Origin of the sequence: Caballeronia sp. LjRoot34, assembly GCF_964253815.1 — a bacterium.
In the GTDB taxonomy this organism is placed as follows: domain Bacteria; phylum Pseudomonadota; class Gammaproteobacteria; order Burkholderiales; family Burkholderiaceae; genus Caballeronia.
In genome coordinates this window covers 1-16,854 of the sequence record NZ_CAXUSB020000003.1, presented here as the reverse complement: position 1 = coordinate 16,854, position 16,854 = coordinate 1, and the positions used below count along the sequence as shown (strand labels likewise).

At 61.9% G+C, this 16,854-nt stretch carries 16 protein-coding genes; 6 read left to right on the top strand and 10 right to left on the bottom strand.

Going from position 1 to position 16,854, the window contains the following annotated elements; all coding sequences use genetic code 11:
* Positions 1-18: 18 nt before the first annotated feature.
* Entirely contained in the window at positions 19-1,053 is a 1,035-nt protein-coding gene (locus ACSQ36_RS31100; protein ID WP_436184996.1) for a ketopantoate reductase family protein, read from the bottom strand.
* Positions 1,054-1,209: 156 nt separating this feature from the next.
* Here ACSQ36_RS31100 and ACSQ36_RS31095 point away from each other — a divergent pair, with 156 nt between their 5' ends.
* Both ACSQ36_RS31095 and ACSQ36_RS31090 read left to right on the top strand, forming a co-directional pair.
* Positions 1,210-2,082: a fumarate hydratase gene (locus tag ACSQ36_RS31095; RefSeq protein WP_436184995.1), complete on the top strand. Its 873-nt coding sequence runs from the start codon at positions 1,210-1,212 to the stop codon at positions 2,080-2,082.
* A 2-nt stretch (positions 2,083-2,084) separates the two neighbouring features.
* Positions 2,085-2,693 carry a fumarate hydratase C-terminal domain-containing protein gene (locus ACSQ36_RS31090; RefSeq protein ID WP_213763605.1) on the top strand — a complete coding sequence of 203 codons (609 nt, stop codon included), beginning with the start codon at positions 2,085-2,087 and terminating at the stop codon, positions 2,691-2,693.
* Positions 2,694-2,769: 76 nt separating this feature from the next.
* On the opposite strand, the gene ACSQ36_RS31085 is transcribed toward ACSQ36_RS31090, so the two are convergent.
* The 9 genes from ACSQ36_RS31085 to ACSQ36_RS31045 all read right to left on the bottom strand — a co-directional run bounded on the left by ACSQ36_RS31085 (position 2,770) and on the right by ACSQ36_RS31045 (position 12,577).
* Positions 2,770-4,119, bottom strand: a complete 1,350-nt coding sequence (locus ACSQ36_RS31085) for an MFS transporter (protein ID WP_436184994.1) — start codon at positions 4,117-4,119, stop codon at positions 2,770-2,772.
* A 248-nt stretch (positions 4,120-4,367) separates the two neighbouring features.
* A complete protein-coding gene (locus tag ACSQ36_RS31080) occupies positions 4,368-5,417 on the bottom strand; it encodes a hypothetical protein (RefSeq protein WP_436184993.1) in 1,050 nt (349 codons plus the stop codon).
* On the bottom strand, positions 5,414-6,328 hold the full coding sequence (locus ACSQ36_RS31075) for an IclR family transcriptional regulator (RefSeq protein WP_436184992.1): 915 nt from the start codon (positions 6,326-6,328) through the stop codon (positions 5,414-5,416). Before ACSQ36_RS31075 ends, ACSQ36_RS31080 begins: the two co-directional genes overlap by 4 nt.
* Positions 6,329-6,371: 43 nt before the next feature.
* Complete coding sequence (locus ACSQ36_RS31070; protein WP_436184991.1) at positions 6,372-7,319, bottom strand: DUF6282 family protein; 948 nt, start codon at positions 7,317-7,319, stop codon at positions 6,372-6,374.
* Positions 7,320-7,354: 35 nt separating this feature from the next.
* Positions 7,355-8,128, bottom strand: a complete 774-nt coding sequence (locus tag ACSQ36_RS31065) for an HpcH/HpaI aldolase family protein (RefSeq protein WP_436184990.1) — start codon at positions 8,126-8,128, stop codon at positions 7,355-7,357.
* The gene (locus ACSQ36_RS31060) at positions 8,129-8,524 is read right to left on the bottom strand and encodes a cupin domain-containing protein (protein ID WP_213763600.1); all 396 of its coding nucleotides are present in this window, start codon (positions 8,522-8,524) and stop codon (positions 8,129-8,131) included.
* A 175-nt stretch (positions 8,525-8,699) separates the two neighbouring features.
* Positions 8,700-9,884, bottom strand: a complete 1,185-nt coding sequence (locus ACSQ36_RS31055; protein ID WP_213763599.1) for a porin — start codon at positions 9,882-9,884, stop codon at positions 8,700-8,702.
* Between the two features lie 157 nt (positions 9,885-10,041).
* A complete protein-coding gene (locus ACSQ36_RS31050) occupies positions 10,042-11,331 on the bottom strand; it encodes an MFS transporter (RefSeq protein ID WP_436184989.1) in 1,290 nt (429 codons plus the stop codon).
* A 340-nt stretch (positions 11,332-11,671) separates the two neighbouring features.
* Positions 11,672-12,577, bottom strand: coding sequence for a LysR substrate-binding domain-containing protein (locus ACSQ36_RS31045; RefSeq protein ID WP_158937362.1), 906 nt, complete (start codon positions 12,575-12,577; stop codon positions 11,672-11,674).
* A 127-nt stretch (positions 12,578-12,704) separates the two neighbouring features.
* Here ACSQ36_RS31045 and ACSQ36_RS31040 point away from each other — a divergent pair, with 127 nt between their 5' ends.
* The 4 genes from ACSQ36_RS31040 to ACSQ36_RS31025 all read left to right on the top strand — a co-directional run bounded on the left by ACSQ36_RS31040 (position 12,705) and on the right by ACSQ36_RS31025 (position 16,446).
* Positions 12,705-13,841: an NAD(P)/FAD-dependent oxidoreductase gene (locus ACSQ36_RS31040; RefSeq protein WP_436184988.1), complete on the top strand. Its 1,137-nt coding sequence runs from the start codon at positions 12,705-12,707 to the stop codon at positions 13,839-13,841.
* The gene (locus ACSQ36_RS31035; RefSeq protein WP_436184987.1) at positions 13,834-14,127 is read left to right on the top strand and encodes a (2Fe-2S)-binding protein; all 294 of its coding nucleotides are present in this window, start codon (positions 13,834-13,836) and stop codon (positions 14,125-14,127) included. Before ACSQ36_RS31040 ends, ACSQ36_RS31035 begins: the two co-directional genes overlap by 8 nt.
* Positions 14,124-15,575 (top strand): NAD(P)/FAD-dependent oxidoreductase, encoded by a 1,452-nt coding sequence (locus ACSQ36_RS31030; protein WP_436184986.1) that lies wholly within the window; start codon positions 14,124-14,126, stop codon positions 15,573-15,575. The genes ACSQ36_RS31035 and ACSQ36_RS31030 overlap by 4 nt, the downstream gene beginning before the upstream one ends.
* A gap of 88 nt (positions 15,576-15,663) precedes the next feature.
* Positions 15,664-16,446, top strand: coding sequence for an ABC transporter substrate-binding protein (locus ACSQ36_RS31025; RefSeq protein ID WP_213763593.1), 783 nt, complete (start codon positions 15,664-15,666; stop codon positions 16,444-16,446).
* Positions 16,447-16,854: the final 408 nt, after the last annotated feature.

Below are 16,854 nucleotides of genomic sequence, written 5' to 3'. Positions count from 1 at the left end.
CTCGTGTCCGAATCAGCATCAGAGAGAGCGTGCGCCATACAGGCCGGCTTGCGCCGCGCGCAGGCGGCTCAGCGCAAATACGGTCTGCATCAATGGCGCCTCGAAATCGAGCCTTGCAGCACACTCCAGCGGCGCGCCGAGAATCGCGTCGAGCTCGACGCGGCGTCCGGCCTCCAGGTCCTGCAGCATCGAGGACCTGACTGCGCCGAGCTGGCGCGTCTGGGCAATGCGTTGCGCGATGTCGATGTCGAGCGTGAGACCGGCGCGCCGGCCGAGCGCGAGGCATTCCGCCATCAGGCTTGCGAACAGCGCGTGCGTGCCGGGATCGTCGAGCAGGCGGTCGGTGCTTGCCTGCGTGATCAGGCTGAGCGGATTCGAGCACACGTTACCGAGCAATTTGATCCACAGATCGCGGCGAATGTCGTCGCTGGCGTGGGCGGGCAGGCCCGCGGCCGTCAGCACTTGCGCCCAGTCGCTTGCGCGCGTGCTAATGCCGCCGCACGGCTCACCGATCACGATCTTGCCGCCGCTGTGGTGATGTACCACGCCGGGCGCCGGCGAACTGCACGACGCCATCACGCTGCCGCCGAGCACCTGTTCGAATGCCAGTGCCCGCTCGATACCGCCGTCCGGGTCGACGCTGGCGAGGCGCAAGCCTTCGAACGGGGCGCTGGATTGGGTGGATTGGCCTGGCGTGAGGAAGTACCACCACGGCAAGCCGTTTCCGACCGGCAGTATGACGGTTTCAGGCCCAAGCAGCGGCGCGAGCGATGCGGCGATGCCGGGCAACGCATGCGACTTCAGCGCGATGATCACCAGGTCCTGCGGCCCCATGTCCGCGCAGTGCGCGTGGGCGCTGACCGGCACGGCGCGTTCGGCTTCGCCGGGGCACGTATAACGCAGTCCGGAAGTTGCCAGCGCCTCCAGCGTCGCGCCGCGTGCGAGTATCGACACGCGATGGCCGGCGAGTGCGAGACGCGCGGCGAAATGGCCGCCGATCGCGCCCGCGCCGACGATGCCAATGTGTCTCGTAGTAATAAGGCGTGGATTCATGGTGGTCTCATTTTATCGATGGAATTCGCTTATTGTCGCTGCGCCGCCCGTTCGGTCTCCGCGTTTTTACGGGCTTTTCTCCTGGCGAAATCTGGCGCGCTCGCATGACATGCGCCAGCCGTGGCCGGCCCGGTTATATCTGAAGGAAGCACGACAATGTCTATTGACAGCTCGATTCTCAAGCGCGTCACTGCGCAACTTTACGAACGCTCACTCAAGGCGATACCCAACGATACGCGCGCGTTTCTGCAGCGCGCGTCGGGCGCCGAGACCCATCCGACCGGGAAGGCCACGCTGACCATCATGCTGGAAAGCGCCGACGGCGCGAAGCGCGACGGCACGCTGGTGTGCAGCGACGTCGGCATCCCGACCTACAGCATCAAGATCGGCACCCGGGTTCAATTCGACGGGCCGGTGCGGGCCGCGATTCGCGAAGGCTTTGCCGAGCTCGCGGTGAACATCTCGCCGCCGATCCTCAAGATGGTCACGAACCCGCTGACGCATGAACGCAGCTATGCAGGCAAGGACATGCCGATCGTCGCCTTCGACGTGATCGACGACGCCGACTACGTGGATATCGTCTGCGCGCCGAAGGCGATGGGCACGGGCCGCTGGGAAGCAATTGAAGCGTTCGTGTATCCGACGCTCGACCAGATCGAGCGCTTCGTGCTCGACACAATGCTGCGCGCCGGCTCGCAGCCCTGCTTGCCGCTCGTGATCGGTGTCGGCATAGGCGGCACCTTCGACTACGCGGCGCGGCTCGCGAAAGAGCAGATGCTGCGGCCGTTCGGCCAGACCAATCCCGAGCCCATTCTTGCACGCATGGAGCAGCGCCTGCTCGACGCCGTCAACGCGATGGGTTTCGGACCGATGGGAACCGGCGGGGATACCACGGCGATGGCCGTGCACATCGACTATGCCGCGAGCCATGGCTTCGTGCCGATCGCGGTGTGTTTCAACTGCTGGATCAACCGGCGCACGGCGGCCCGTATTCACGGCGATGGCCGCGTCGAATTCATGGAAAGCTGACGATGAGCAAATTACACGATCTACGTTTGCCGCTCACGCGTGACAGCGTGCTCGATCTCAAGCTCGGCGACATGGTGCGGCTGTCCGGTGAGATCACCGTCAGCATCGGCTTGCCGACTCACCGCCGGCTCGCGGAGGCCGTGACGCAAGGCGCGCCGTTGCCGATCGACCTGCGCGGCGGCGCGTTCTTTCATCTGAGCACTTATGTCGACGAGACTGCAGACGGACCGGTGCCGCTTTATCTGAACCCGAGCACCAGCACGCGCTATAACCCGTGGATGCCGACACTGATCCGCGGGCTCGGCGTGCGGCTGGTGGGTGGCAAGGGCGGCCTCGACGAAGCCAGCACGACGGCGTTGCGCGAAAGCGGCTGCGTCTATCTGTCGTTTCTCGGCGGCGGCGCGAATCTGCTGTCGCGTGCACTGCGCCGGGTCGTGGCGATGAACTGGACCGAGTACATCTCGCAGTTCCGGCTGCTCACGCTCGAAGTCGAGCAGCTCGGACCGGCGACAGTCGCGATCGACGCGCATGGCAACAGTCTCTATACGCAGCTTCACGAGCAAGCCACGGCGCGGATGCCGGGCATTGTCGATACGCTCGGGCATCGCTGATCGTTGCTTGACCGGTAAAACGGTCAGCGAGAGTGAATTTACAACGGACTCCGAAAGAGCGAAGAGCGGACTCAGTTCAGGGACGGGACGAGAGCAACGCCGGCTCGCTGTCGGGGCTGGCGACGACCATGACGCGAGCCAGGCCCCACGCGCATACCGACAACGCGCAGGTGATAGCGGCCAACGCCAGCAGGCCGTCTTCGACATGTCCGGTGCGCTGACTGATCCATCCGATCAGCACGGGACTCGCGTAGCCGCTAAGGTTACCTACGGTTGCCATCAGCGCGATCGCCGCGCCGGCGGCGGTACCGCTTAGCAATGTGCCGGGGATCGCCCAGAGCACGGCGAGACCGCCCAGCGCGCCGGACAGCGCAAGCGCGAGACCGGTCAACGAAAGCACCGGCATGCCCGCCGAGACGGCAGCGAGTGCAAGGCCGGCCGCCGATGCGAAAGAACTCGCAATCAAATGGAAGCGCCGTTCACCGTGGCGGTCCGAGCTGCGGCTGATGACGAGCATGGCGATCGAAGCGACGACAAACGGCAGCATGGTCACGAGTCCGTTGGCCATCGGGTTGCGCACGCCGAGACCGCGAGCGATCTGCGGCAGCCAGAACGACACGCCATAAGTATTACCCAGCAGCGCAAAGTTCACGGCGGTCATCAGCCACACGTTGCGATTGCGAAAGGCATCCGCGAAACGATGTTGGGATTCGCCGGCGCGGCTCGCATTCTCCTGTTCCAGCGTGGCGGCAATCCGCTCCCGGTCCGCGGCCGGCAGCCACTTCGCCTTGGCGGGGCCATCGTCGAGCCAGAACAGCGTGACGACGCCGAGGAGTACGGCTGGCAGGCCTTCGAGGAGAAATAACCAACGCCAGCCGTGCAGTCCGTGCACGCCTTCGAAGATCGTCAGAATCCCGCCCGACAAGGGTCCGCCCACGACACCCGAGAGCGATATGCCGAGGAAGAATAATGCGCAAACCTGCGAACGCAGCCGAGCCGGAAACCAGAAGGTCAGATAGAAGACGACCCCCGGATAGAAGCCCGCTTCAGCGACGCCGAGCACGAAACGCGCAATGAAAAACTCACGCTCGGTCGTGACGAACATCATGGCGACCGAAATGGCGCCCCACACGATCATGATGCGGGCGATCCACACGCGCGCACCGAAGCGTTGCAACGCCAGGTTGCTCGGGATTTCGCAGATGCAGTAGCCAATAAAGAATATGCCGGCGCCTATACCAAACGCTGTGTTGCTGAGCCCGAGTTCCGCCGACATGCCCGCCTTCGCAAACCCGACATTGATCTTGTCGAGAAACGAAACGATATAGAGCAGCATCAGGAACGGCAGCAAACGCGTGGCGACGCGATTGTAGATTCGATCGTCGACTGGGTCGTCGAACGAAGCGGCGGTGAGAAATCTCATCATGTCTCCTTGCGCACGCAGGATGTGCGGTGCGAGTGGCCGGTCGAGCCGGCTCGTATCGTGAGTTCGGTCTGTCCACGCCATGAATGACGGGCAGGGGTGTCCCGCCGCGTTCGACAGATCGGACGCGGGCTTGGGCGTATTCAATAGATGCAGCGGGGTTGCAACGACTTAAGGCCAGGTAAAGCAACCTGATGCGTTTGAATCAGCTACGGCCGCAAATGACAGCAGGCTTCCGGCGCCCGGGCAGGCTATCCAGCGGGCGGCGCGAACTCCTGCCAATACTGCGGCCGGTCATTCTGTTCCTGATAGGTTTCGACGCGGTCGGCGGCCGAACCCAGCAGTTCTTCCACCGATTTTCCGCGTTGTTTTACGTATTCATTCAGTTCTTCGATCGCCTCCGTGAGCACGCGATAACCACGCGTGAAAACGGCCGAGGTCATTTCAGTCGCAGCCGCGCCCGACAGAAGAAAGCGCGCGACATCGAGGCCATTGCGGGCGCCGTTCGTGGCGAGCAAGGGAAACGACGTGCCCAGCTTCTTGCGTGTGAGCATCAGCCAACGCGCTGTCAGCGGCAATGCCCAGCCGCCGCCAATAGCCGCCGATGTGCCCAGCACAGGCGCGCCGGTATCGAGGTCGGGCAGGAAGCCCATGAAGCGCCCCATCATCACGACCGCGTCCGCGCCGCCCCGTCTCGCGGCATCCGCGAGTGCAACGACGTTCTCGCTTTGCCCCGTCAGTTTGATCCACAGCGGCAGGCGGATCGCGGCACGCACGCGGGCCACGATTATTTCGATACGTTCGACATCGCGTTCGAGAACGATGGCGCCCTTTGCGGCCTCTTCGCCATGCGGCGCGCCGATGTTCAGCTCGAGGACACGCAGCCCACGCGCTTCGATCCGCTGCGCCTGTTCAACGCAGCGATCCAGGTCGGCGAGAATCAGGCTGGGGATCACGTAGGCGTTGCGCTCGGCAGCTTCTTTATCCAATGCCGCGAGCTGGTCGAGCCACGGCTCGAATTCGCTCTGCACGAGACCCGAGCGGCAGAAGAGCGAGGCGTCGGCGGGCGGCTGGAAATTCCAGGGCAAGCGCGTCCAGTTGCTGTCGAAGAGCGCGTAATCGGTCTTGTCGAGCTGAGCTTTGGCGGCGTTCGATTCATTGGTCGATTTCGCCACCACGGCGGCCGCGCCAGCCTCGAGTGCGGCGCGGATGCCGGCGGCCGTCATGGTGTGCTCGCCCGATCCGCAGATCACCGGGTTTTTCAGCACGATCGACCCGATCCGGGTGGTCAGGGAGGTCATCGGTGATTTCCTGCTAATGCTTTTGTCTGGCCACGCTCGGTCGACGGCAGACCGGCGCGGCGATATTTGTCGCAGTTAAGCCGCTCACTCAATTCGGCGGCGGCCTGCTGCACGTGTTCAAGCAAGGCCGGCGGCGGCGGCGACGGCACGTCGTGCGTGGGACCGATAATGCCAATTGCGCCGACCATCACGTCGTTGTCGCGAAAGATCGGCGCGCTCAGCACGTTGATGCCGTCGATCACTTCGCCGTTCGCATCTTCGTACAGTTGCGCACGCACGGCTTCGAGGCGCCTCGCCAGCACCACCGGGTCCGTGATCGAGCGGGCCGTGAACCTTTGCAGCTTGCGGCGCAAGATACGCTGCTGGTCCTCCGGCGGCAGGAACGCAAGCACGAGCCGTCCCTGGGCGGAGCAGTGCGCCGGCACCCGGTTTCCCGGCTTGACCGTGATGCACACGCCGTTGTTCGAGTCGACCGCCGCGACAACGAGTGCCGAATCGTGCGTGACGACCGACAGCACCGCGCTTTGACCGAGTGTGTCGCGCAACTTCGTCAGATACGGATCGGCGATGGCGCGCAAGTCGAACTGCTCGCTGGCGGCTGTGCCGTAAATAACGAGCTTAGCCCCCAGCCGATATTTTTCGGTCGAAGGGTCCTGTTCGACGGCGCCCATTTGCCGCATCGACGCCAGATGCCGGTACACACGCGGCTTCGGCTCATCGACGATATCCGCAAGCTCGGTGACGCCGAGCGGCCGGCGTGCCGCCGACAGCTCGTCGAGCAGCCGGAACACGATGGCCACCGATTCGAGCAGCGCGGGGCCGCTCTTGTCGATCGGCGTGGTATTGCTGGCCTCGATAGCCGGCTCTGAAGGCAATACGGCATTCTTGGGACGGGGCAGACTCTTGGGCAACTCGATCTCCTGTGCCGATTTCGTGATGGTTGGCGGGGGATGCTCAGCGGGACGCGGGCAATTCGATGTTCATCAATCGCGCCGCATTCGTGGAGGTCATCTTCCGGATGTCCGCTTCACTATACCCAATGTCGAGCGCGGTTTCGATCACGCTGCGAAAGCCCTCGACGATTGTCGGGTTGCCCTTCTGACCGAGGTCGGAGCCGAGAATGGTGAGATCGACCGTGCCCGCTTCGATGACGTCGCGCAGGAACTCCGGATCATAGAAGCGGAACTTCGAGCCCGGCACCCACATGCACATGGAATGCTCCATGTACACGCCTTCTTTTGCGAGTTGGCGCATGTCGTCGAGTGTCGCGTCCACCACATAGGTCGGATGATTCACGAGCAGCCGCTTCACGCCGCGTTTGCGCGCTTCTTCGAAGAGCGGCCAGATTTCAGTTATGTTCAGGTGCCCGGCTGAGAGAACAATGTCCGCATCCGCGATGAGATCGAGGATCGCCTTGACTTCCTCCTTGAGCTTGCCGTCGCTGTCGAGCACCGAGAGCGGAATGGGAGCAAGCATCTTCTGCGTGGTCTGCGGGAATTTCTGGTCGAAATGCGCGTCTTGCTTGTGATGGTTGATATGGTTCGCCGACGAAAACGTGGGCATCCACACAAGCCGCGCGCCCAGCTTGATGCCGTGCTCGACCGCGTGAACATTGATGCCGCCGACCGTGTTGTTGAGCGGAACGCCCGAGAGCATCAGCACGCCGAGATCCGCGAAGTGCTTGTTCAGCAGCGCCGTAACGGGCGTTGCCGAGTAGTAGTGATCCTTGAGCAGCACCGCGCGCAGGCCCGCCGATGACGCTTCGCGCATTGCTTCGATGTGGTCCAGGTAACGCGGCATGACTGAGGGGCCGCTATGACAATGCAGGTCGATCGTGCCGCGCAGCAGGCTGCCGATATAGGCCGGATCGCGCGTGGTGCGGGTGTCGTCTAGTGTGGACATGAGTTTTTCCGTCTGGTTGAGCACGTCGTAACGCGCTATTGAATTTGGCTGCGCAGTTCGGCAACGCTCTGGCTGAGTTTGCTGAAGCCGCTGCGCAAGAGGCTCTGGTCTGATCCGATCACGAACAGCGTGACGCCGAGGGCGGCATAACGGGCCATCGCCGCGGTATCGGCGACGAACATGCCAACCGGCACGCACGCCGAGCGCCCAGCCGACGCCACGCGCTGAATTGCACGTTCGACCTCGGGATGATCGACGTCGAACAATCGATACGACACCGAGAGATCCGCACGCCCGATGAAGAGGCAGTCGATGCCCGCTACACCCGCGAGCTCGTCGATTGCCTCGACCGCTTCGCGGTCTTCGATCTGGCAGAGGACCGCGGTTTCACTATCGCTGCGCTCGATGTGTTGGAGCATCGAATGGCCGCCGTAGGCACCGGCGCGCGGCGAGTTGCTGAAGCCGCGCAACCCGTCCCGGTAACGCGCGCTCGCGACGATCTCACGCGCCTGCCGGGCGGAAGTGACGTGCGGCACCAGTACGCCGGTAGCGCCCATGTCGAGTGCCTGCAACACGTCAGAAGGGCTTGATTGACGGAGGCGCACCAGCGATGCAATGCCCGCGGCGCGTGCGCCGAGCAGGCAATGATCGAGTTGGGCGGCGGAAAAGGGCGCGTGTTCGCTGTCGAACACCACGAAATCAAGCCCCGCGAGACCGGCGATCTCCGCGTGATGCGACTGCGGCGTCTTGATGAACGTGCCGCCTAACAATTGCCGGTCCCGCAGGCGGGCCGCGAAATGCTGGCTCATTCAGACACCTGTGCTTGCGGGTTGTGGTTCGAATTCCGCGGCTTGATATTCCACCAGATGCCGGTAGTCCTCACGCAGCGGTGCAAATACGTCCAGGTTGAGCACGACCTCGTCGCCAACCGGTTCTGCGTAGTGCATGACATGCGGCGGGATGCGAATCATGGTGCCGGGGCCGCCTTCCACCACCTCGTCGCCGAGGTGAAACCGCACCCGGCCCTGCACGATGATGACGAGCTGTTCGAAAGTATGGCTATGCGGAAAAACCGTCATGCCGGGCGTCAGCCAGTTCATCACGCACATGGCGTTGTCGCCGCGGAAGCCAACCCGCTCGACTCCCTTCCGAACGACTTCACGGGGCAGGTCATTCCAGTTATGCAGCAAGTCTTGAGTTGTCATTCTGGCTGTCTCTCCATTCTGGTGGGGGCGGTCGGAAGCGACCCGTCTCGTCGCTTTCCGATGATCTTTTAAGTTCTTTTCAAAAGAATCGTATTTCGTTTGTAGAAACAATACTAGACATCGACCGATGCGGTGTCAAGGCGCTTTAGTGCTTCGGCAACTTTCTGTTTTCCCGTTAGAACGTATGGCGCATGCCGAACGTCAGCACGGTTTGCTCGTTGCTCGTAGAGGGGGTCGCGAACGTCATGGCAGCGACGGCGGGTTTGCCGGTCGAATCAATGCCTGCGGCCTTTTCGTGGAGCCCGACGAGATACAGGTCGGTCCGCTTCGACAAGAAGTAATCGGCGCCGAGACTGAGCTGCTGGTAGCTCGCGCCGCTCTCCCCGGCATACGAGCTTGCCCGGGTGTACGCGTACATCACGCCAAGCAGAAAGGACGGGGTGAGCTGGTACTTGAGATTGATTTCGGCGGTATTGAAGGTGGGCGATGAACCGGCGATGGCCGTAGCCGGCTTCGCACCGTTGATGACCGTGCCGCCGATGTCCTTGAATTGCGTGCTGGTAAATATTCCGCCGACCGTTGCCCGGCCGATGGTGTACGACGCACCCGCGCCAAATTCCTGCTGGGAGGCCGCCGATGCATAGCCTCTGAACACGGGACTGGTGATGTTGATGGCACTTGCGCTCGTAGGTGCATTGCTGGTGCCGTTATTGCCGAACAACGAAAAGTTCGGGGCCTTGACGAACAGGTAGGCCGCGGCAAAAGCAAACGGGCCATTGTTGTACGCCAAACCCGCGGAGAGCAACTCGTTCTGCGTCACCGCGCCGGCTACGCCGCCGAAACTGTAGGTGGCGCCCACGCGTAAGCCGCGATAGGAATTGCTGGTGAATTTGATTGCGTTGTTGGCGCGCTCGGAGCCGTCCACATCGTCCAGGCCGCCGGGGTGATAGCCGTAGCCCGATCCGCGCGCTGCCCAGTCCGCGCCCGCTTCGAACGGCGTGAGGAACGCGGTCAGCGTCAGATACTGGCGTCCCAGACTGATCGTGCCGAATGGCCCGCTCAGTCCGACAAAGGCCTGACGGGCAAATTCGAGCCCGCTCGACATCGTGCCGTTGGCGAGATTAAACCCGTTCTCCAGTGTGAAGATGGCCTTCAGCCCGCCGCCAAGGTCTTCCGTGCCCGAAAAACCAAAGCGATTCGCGCTCTGGTTACCGCCTGTAAGCGCCGTTAGCGGCTTGCCTCCCGCGTTCGTGTTGATGAGAATGCCCGCATCGACAATCCCGTACAACGTGACGCTGCTTTGAGCGAATGCGCCACTTGCAAAGGCAGAGGCGAGCGTAGCAACGAGTATTTTCTTCATCAAGGGTCTCCTGTTTTTCTATATTTCTTAGAATGACTAAATAAATTAAAAAAAGATGCATTGAAGTAAAGCCGATGTCACTATCCACGCGCCGCGAAATTCACGGCGCCTTGATCGAAAAACGAATGGTCAGGCCGGACGGGTGAACCGGGCGGCGTCAGGCTTTAGCGGGGAGCGCCGTCCGCCGGGTGCGAAAACGGATCGCGCCGATCGCCAGCACAACGAGGCATGCGGCCGGGACGTACATCGCGGCGCCGGGAGTGCCGGCCTGTTTAGCGACCCAGGGCATGATGTTTTGGGCGAGAAAACCGCCAATGTTGCCGAAGCTGCTGATTGCCGCAACGCTTGCCGCCGCTTGTGCACCATTGAAATATCGCGGCGGAATCGACCAGAAACAGGGCAGGACAAGCGAGATGCAGGGTGTGCCGATGGCCAGCGCAATGAAGCGCACCATGACGGAATCCGCGCTGATGCTGACAAGGAAACACACCACGCCGAGCGCGGCGATTGCTGCCATGGTCAGCAGTACCTCCTGTTCGTCGCGCAAGCGCCGCGGCAGGATCAACAGCATGACGGTGGCGATGCCCCAGGGAATCGCATTGAGCAAACCATTGAGCGAACCCGTCGCGCCGAAACCTTTGATGACCGTCGGCAGCCAATAGATCACGCCGTACAGGGAGGTCAGGATGAGCACGTAGGCGAAGGAAAACAGCAACGTGCGCGGGTCGACAAGGGCGGACCAGATACTTGCATGCCCGGTAACAGGGATGCGTTCACGTTCGATCGCGGCGAGGAGGCGGGTTTTCTCCGGGCTCGTCAAGAAGCCGGCGCGCTCTGGTGTGTCCGGCAGATAAATCCATATCAACGCGGTGACGATCAGGGCGGGAATGCCGGTGGCGATAAACACCCATTGCCAGCCTGCGAAACCAAGCCAGCCATTGATGTCGAGAAACAGGCCGCCCATGATGGAGCCAGCCATGTTGCCGATCGCGCTTCCGAGCGTCAGCACGCCTAGCGCGCGGACCTGATAGCTCCGCGGAAACCACAGCGTCAGGTAATAGATGAGACCCGGATACAGTCCGGCCTCGGCGGACCCCAGGAGAAAGCGCATGGCGGTAAACATCGAGCCCGATACGCAGAAGCCGAGCAGGATCGTGAGCAATCCCCACGTGAGCACGATGCGCGCAAACCATACCCTCGCGCCAAAGCGGTGGACCGCAAGTGCGCTCGGCACCTCGAAGACGAGATAGCCGATAAAGAATAGCGACGAGGCGAGGCCATACGCCATTTCACTCATGCCGAGCGCATGCACCATTTGCAGCTTGGCGAAGCCGACGTTCTGCCGGTCGATGACCGCGACCATGTACATCAGCATGACGATGGGCATTACCCGCCAGAACACGCGATTTAGCAACGCGTGGTCTGCCGGCGAATCGGAACTTTGCATTTTGAGGCGTCTCCTGCGAGCCGTTTTGTGTGACACGGAGCGGTATTACTCGCGCACTTCATTTTTTTGTAGAGAATTATGTTCTCTTGGGCGAAACAATATGTTGATCATTTGTTTTTGTCAAGGACGAGCTTTGCGACGAGCGGCGGGAGCCGGCAGGGCGGCCCAGAACAGCGCGGGTAGATTGGGTATTGCTGAGGGAATACGAACATGCGCCTCGCGGGCATGATCGGGCCGCCTTTATTGGAGGGGGTGGTTGCGCTTACCCGAACGGGCTGCCGGGTGAGGGCATATCTGGATATGCGCACATCCAAACCAGTCCCTACCTCTTAATTTCGCCTTACGTCGTCTTGATTTTCTCAAGCGCCAACTTCATATCCGCCACGAACGCAGTCACGAGACTCGACGCAGGCGATCCCACTGCACTAACAAGATAAAGCTCATCAGCGATAGCCGGTTCGAACCGGCGAACTGCTACGCGCTCACCTGCAAAGCTCGCCGTGACCGGATCGATAAGAGCGACTCCGGCGCCCTGTGCCACGAATGCAACGATGGTCTGCGAGAGTTGCGCTTCGACTGTCATCTGCCGCGCCACACCGTGCTCAACGAACACCCGGTCGATCGTGCGCCGGGCGTCGAAGGAAAGCGGAAATGACACGAAAGGTTCGTCGCGTAGATCTTCCGGTTTCAATACGCGCTTGCGCGCCAACCGATGGCCTGCCGGCAGAATGCAGCGCATGGGTTCGTGCGTGAGCCGGTCGAGCCGGACGGCAGGATGAGGCATGGCTTCGGCAATGAAGCCGATGTCAATTCGTTGCGACGCCACGAGCTGGACAACTGTCGATGAACTGTGGGTCAGCAGCGTGATATCCACACCCGGATGGTCGCGCGCGAACGACGTCAACAAGCGCGGCAGCCATTCCAGCGCCACCGCGGGAGAACCTGCTATGCGCAAGGAACCGCGTCGCATCGCGCGTATCTGCTGTGCTGCCTGGGTGATCGAATCGAGTCCGACAAAAGCCCGCTCGACCTCCGTATAAAGCACATTCGCCTCGACAGTCGGCAACAGCCGTCCTTGCTGCCGCGTGAACAATGCAAAGCCGACGCGCTCCTCGAAATCGGCGATAAGACGGCTCATCGCCGGCTGTGAAATATGCAGCATCTGTGCGGCGCGGGTGACGGTGTGCCGCTGCATCAGCGCCCGGAACGCTTCTACCTGGCGAATCTTGAGGTCGGGAGAGGCCATAACATTAGTGAATGGTTGACGAAAAAAACGGTATTTGACCACGCATTTTGTATCACCGAAGCTCCGGATAAGCTTGTTTTAGCGCATAAAAGGCTTCCATGGTTGTTCATAATAGAAATCTTAGGCGATGCACTCGTTGAGCGCCGCCGGCAACTTCGACGTCGTGGTCGTCGGCGGCGGGCTCGTGGGCATGGCTATCGCATATGGCTTGGTGCGCGAGAAGCTGCGCGTAGCAGTCTGCGACGGCGAGGACACGTCGTATCGCGCGGCACGCGGCAATTTCGGACTGGTATGGGTTCAGGGCAAAGGCGGGCGCTGCCTGCCATACGCGCAGTGGTCGCTCGAATCGTCACAACGCTGGTCGGCGTTTTCCGCGCAATTGATTCGCGAAACGGGTGTCGATCCCGCGTTCGAACGTCCGGGTGGTTTCGAACTGTGCGAGACGCAAAACCAATTTGCCGATGCCCAGGCTTTGCTCGCGTCGCTGCATGGTCGCGATGCCGGGCTCACCTACGAGGTCTTCAGTACCACCGAGTTGCGTCGCAGGATTCCGGCGGCATCGCCCGAGTTGACAGGGGCGCTCTATTCCCCGAACGATGGCCACGCCAACCCCCTCACTACGTTGCGCGCCATGCACGCGGCGTTTCAACTGCGCGGCGGCGCCTATTTGCCGGGGCGCAAGGTATCGGAGGTTCGGGCGCGGGTGGGTCACTTCGAGATTGTCTCGGCAGAGGGCGTTTTAGAAGCGGGGCGGGTGGTTCTCGCCGCCGGCTTGGGCAACGCCGAGCTCGGCCAGATGCTCGGTTTCGATGCGCCGATCAAGCCGCTGCGCGGCCAGATCATGGTGACCGAGAAGCTCGCGCCATTCCTCGCGTATCCGACGCTTGTCGTGCGTCAGACACGCGAAGGCTCGGTGATGATCGGCGATTCAGCCGAGGACGTCGGTCTGCACGACGGAGTGAGTACCACCGTCATGGCCGATATTGCCCGTCGCGCGCAGAACGCGTTTCCCATGCTCGCCCACGCGCGCATTGTCCGCAGCTGGGGCGCGCTGCGCATCATGACGCCGGACGGATTACCGGTCTATGAAGAATCACCGACGCATCCCGGCGCATTCATCGCGATCTGCCATAGCGGCGTGACGCTCGCCGCGACCCATGCGGATTGCATCGCGCCGTGGATTGCGGGCGGCGCGCGACCCGCCGCGCTGGACACGTTCAGTAGCCGCCGTTTTCACATTCAACCCGGACCGAGCCATGTTTGAACTGTTGCCGCTTTCGGAAGGGGCGAAGGTTTGCGTCGATATAAACGGAGAGGCGCATGTCGTTTCCGGGCATTTGAACGTCGCGGCCGCGATGCTTGAGGCGGGACTGCAGGCGTGCCGTGCGACCCCCATCAGCGGCTTGCCACGTGGCCCGTTTTGCATGATGGGGGTGTGCTTCGATTGCCTTGTGGAAATCGATGGCGTGCCCAATCAACAGGGCTGCATGGTGCAAGTCCGCGATGGCATGCGAATCCATCCGATGCATGGCAAAGCGAGGATTGCATGACCAGTGACGCTGGCACGGGGACCGGCGCGGCCCGCTGCGACCTCCTGATCGTGGGCGCCGGCCCGGCCGGGATGGCAGCGGCCATTGCCGCACGCCGGTACGGCTTGTCGGTCGTCGTCGCCGAGGAGGGCATGGGACCGGGGGGACAAGTCTATCGGCAGGCCAGTGACTCGCCCCTGGCCGATGCCAGCCTGCTCGGGCGCGACTACGCGCATGGCAGACCGCTGATCGAGCGTTTCAGGCAGAGCGGCGCGTCGTTTCTCCCACAGACGCTGGTCTGGCAGATCGGTAAGGATGGCGAAGCGATGCTGACACGCCGTGGCGATTCTCCAGGCACGCTGCGAGTTCAGGCAACCGCAATTCTCCTCGCCACCGGCGCGCAGGAGCGGCCATGGCCTGTGCCCGGCTGGACGCTTCCCGGCGTCATGAACGTGGGCGCGGCGCAAACCCTACTCAAGTCGGCCGCCCTGGTTCCCGGCGCGGATACGGTGATTGCCGGAAGCGGGCCGTTGCTGTGGCTCTACGCATCTCAACTGATCTGCGCGGGCCGTTCATTTCGCGCAATCGTCGATACCACGCCGGCCGGCGCGTATTGGCGTGCGATGCCGCAATTGCCGCGTGCGCTGCGTGCAACGAGTTATCTGGCGAAAGGTTTGAGCATGATGCGGGACGTCCGCCGCGCCGGCGTAAGTATTTATCGCTCGGCGCAGGCGGTGGAAGTGCTCGGAGAGCAGCGCGCCGAAGGCTTGCGCTTTCGCGTGGGCACCAAGAGGCATGAAGTCGCGGCTGGCCTGGTACTGCTGCATCAGGGCGTGATCCCCGGGACGAACCTGAGTCGATCCGTCGGCTGCCGGCATCGATGGAGCGAGGCGCAAGCGTGCTGGCATGCCGAAGTCGACGCTTTCGGCCGTACGAGCGTACCGCTTATATGGATTGCCGGTGACGGCGCTGCGATTGGCGGCGCGCAGCTTGCCGAATGCGATGGCGAGATGGCTGCGCTTGATATAGCGCGGGTGCAGGAACGGATCGATATGGCCGCGTTCGAGCACGCCATCAAGCCAATCCGCGCCCGGCGTGCGCAGCACGCTGCAATCCGGCCACTGCTCGACGTTTTGTACACGCCGCCGCGCGCGCAGCGCCTCCCCGCCGACGATGTCATCGTCTGCCGATGTGAGGAAGTGACAGCGGGGGACATCCGCAAGATCGCTGGACTGGGTTGCACCGGGCCAAACCAGATGAAAGCGTTTTCTCGCTGCGGCATGGGGCCGTGCCAAGGCCGCTGGTGCGGCAGCACAGTCACAGAACTGATCGCCGATGCACAAGGGCGCACTCCTGGCGACGTCGGTTATTTCCGAATCCGTCCGCCGGTGAAGCCCGTGACGATCGCCGAAATCGCGGCAGCCGTTCCCGCTGATGCTGTCCTGCATCGAGGCGAGTTTCCAAGTTGACGACATCGGATCATTAACTGAATGGCCAGAGACAGAGTTATCAACAGCGACTGCAGTTTCTTTATCCTTTCCCTGCCGGAGTAATGCAATGAAAACAAGCCTCAAATTGAGTGTTTCCGCCGCGCTGCTTGCGTTGTCTTGCGTTGCATCGGCGAAGGACTGGACGACGATCCGCATTGGTGTGGACCCGACCTATGCGCCATTCGAATCGGTGGCGCCGGATGGTCGTGTCGTGGGATTCGACGTGGATCTGGGCAATGCACTTTGCGCCAGGCTCAAGGCGAAATGCGTCTGGGTACAAAGTAGTTTCGATGGTCTCATTCCTGGCTTGCAGGCGCGCAAGTTCGACGTGATCCTCTCGTCGATGGCCGCCACGGCAAAGCGACGCGAGCAGATCGATTTCACGAACCGGCTGTATCGCAATCAGACGAAGCTGGTGGCGCGCAGGGATTCCGGCGTGAAGCCGGAGGCGTCGTCATTGCAGGGCAAGCATATCGGCGTCGAGCAAGGTACCGTGCAGGAAACCTACGGACGCGAGAAATGGGCGCCATCGGGCGCGCAGATCGTTTCCTATCAGAACTACGATCAAGCATACGACGATCTGACCACGGGCCGGCTTGACGGGGTGCTGATGGACGCGGTCCAGGGCAAGCTCGGCTTTCTGGATACGCCGCGTGGTAAGGACTACGCTTTTGCTGGCGATACGGTCTACGATGCGACGATCATGGGCGACGGCGATGCTGCAGGTATTCGCAAAGGTGATTCCGATCTCCGCGACGCGCTGAACACAGCGTTTGCCGGTTTGCTCGCCGACGGCAGCTACAAGAAGATCGAAGCGCGTTACTTCGACTTCGACATGTATGGCAAATAAAATGCGCAGACGGGCGGTGCCTTCGACCGCGGGGGCGCTCGACTTTCGTGGAAAGCATTGTCTCTTTCGTTATTGAGAGTTTGCTCTGGCTCGACACGAGCTACGTCTTGGCATGCCAAGAGTTCCGTCCCGCTGCTTCCGATGCAAAGCCGATGTATCTTGGCCAGGATGGAGTCGGTGGGAGCGGTCCAGACAAACGTGTTGCAGTTGTCGCCTACGGAGAGACGAATTGGCCGATTCGCTTGATCGGTTGCCTCGTCGTTTGGGTTGTCGTTTGGCGTGCATGTCCCGAAAGCAACCAAGCTCTATCGAGCGCTTGCTGACCAATTTCTCGCACCCGGTTGTAGTGCCCGGAAATCTTCAAAACTCGGATACGAGAGGAAGAACTAACTCGAAAGCGCGCAGGTG

Coding starts and splice junctions, on each gene's coding strand:
- ACSQ36_RS31100 (WP_436184996.1), bottom strand. CDS start 1,053: ATGAATCCACGCCTTATTACTACGAGACACATTGGCATCGTCGGCGCG.
- ACSQ36_RS31095 (WP_436184995.1), top strand. CDS start 1,210: ATGTCTATTGACAGCTCGATTCTCAAGCGCGTCACTGCGCAACTTTAC.
- ACSQ36_RS31090 (WP_213763605.1), top strand. CDS start 2,085: ATGAGCAAATTACACGATCTACGTTTGCCGCTCACGCGTGACAGCGTG.
- ACSQ36_RS31085 (WP_436184994.1), bottom strand. CDS start 4,119: ATGATGAGATTTCTCACCGCCGCTTCGTTCGACGACCCAGTCGACGAT.
- ACSQ36_RS31080 (WP_436184993.1), bottom strand. CDS start 5,417: ATGACCTCCCTGACCACCCGGATCGGGTCGATCGTGCTGAAAAACCCG.
- ACSQ36_RS31070 (WP_436184991.1), bottom strand. CDS start 7,319: ATGTCCACACTAGACGACACCCGCACCACGCGCGATCCGGCCTATATC.
- ACSQ36_RS31065 (WP_436184990.1), bottom strand. CDS start 8,128: ATGAGCCAGCATTTCGCGGCCCGCCTGCGGGACCGGCAATTGTTAGGC.
- ACSQ36_RS31060 (WP_213763600.1), bottom strand. CDS start 8,524: ATGACAACTCAAGACTTGCTGCATAACTGGAATGACCTGCCCCGTGAA.
- ACSQ36_RS31055 (WP_213763599.1), bottom strand. CDS start 9,884: ATGAAGAAAATACTCGTTGCTACGCTCGCCTCTGCCTTTGCAAGTGGC.
- ACSQ36_RS31050 (WP_436184989.1), bottom strand. CDS start 11,331: ATGCAAAGTTCCGATTCGCCGGCAGACCACGCGTTGCTAAATCGCGTG.
- ACSQ36_RS31045 (WP_158937362.1), bottom strand. CDS start 12,577: ATGGCCTCTCCCGACCTCAAGATTCGCCAGGTAGAAGCGTTCCGGGCG.
- ACSQ36_RS31040 (WP_436184988.1), top strand. CDS start 12,705: ATGCACTCGTTGAGCGCCGCCGGCAACTTCGACGTCGTGGTCGTCGGC.
- ACSQ36_RS31035 (WP_436184987.1), top strand. CDS start 13,834: ATGTTTGAACTGTTGCCGCTTTCGGAAGGGGCGAAGGTTTGCGTCGAT.
- ACSQ36_RS31030 (WP_436184986.1), top strand. CDS start 14,124: ATGACCAGTGACGCTGGCACGGGGACCGGCGCGGCCCGCTGCGACCTC.
- ACSQ36_RS31025 (WP_213763593.1), top strand. CDS start 15,664: ATGAAAACAAGCCTCAAATTGAGTGTTTCCGCCGCGCTGCTTGCGTTG.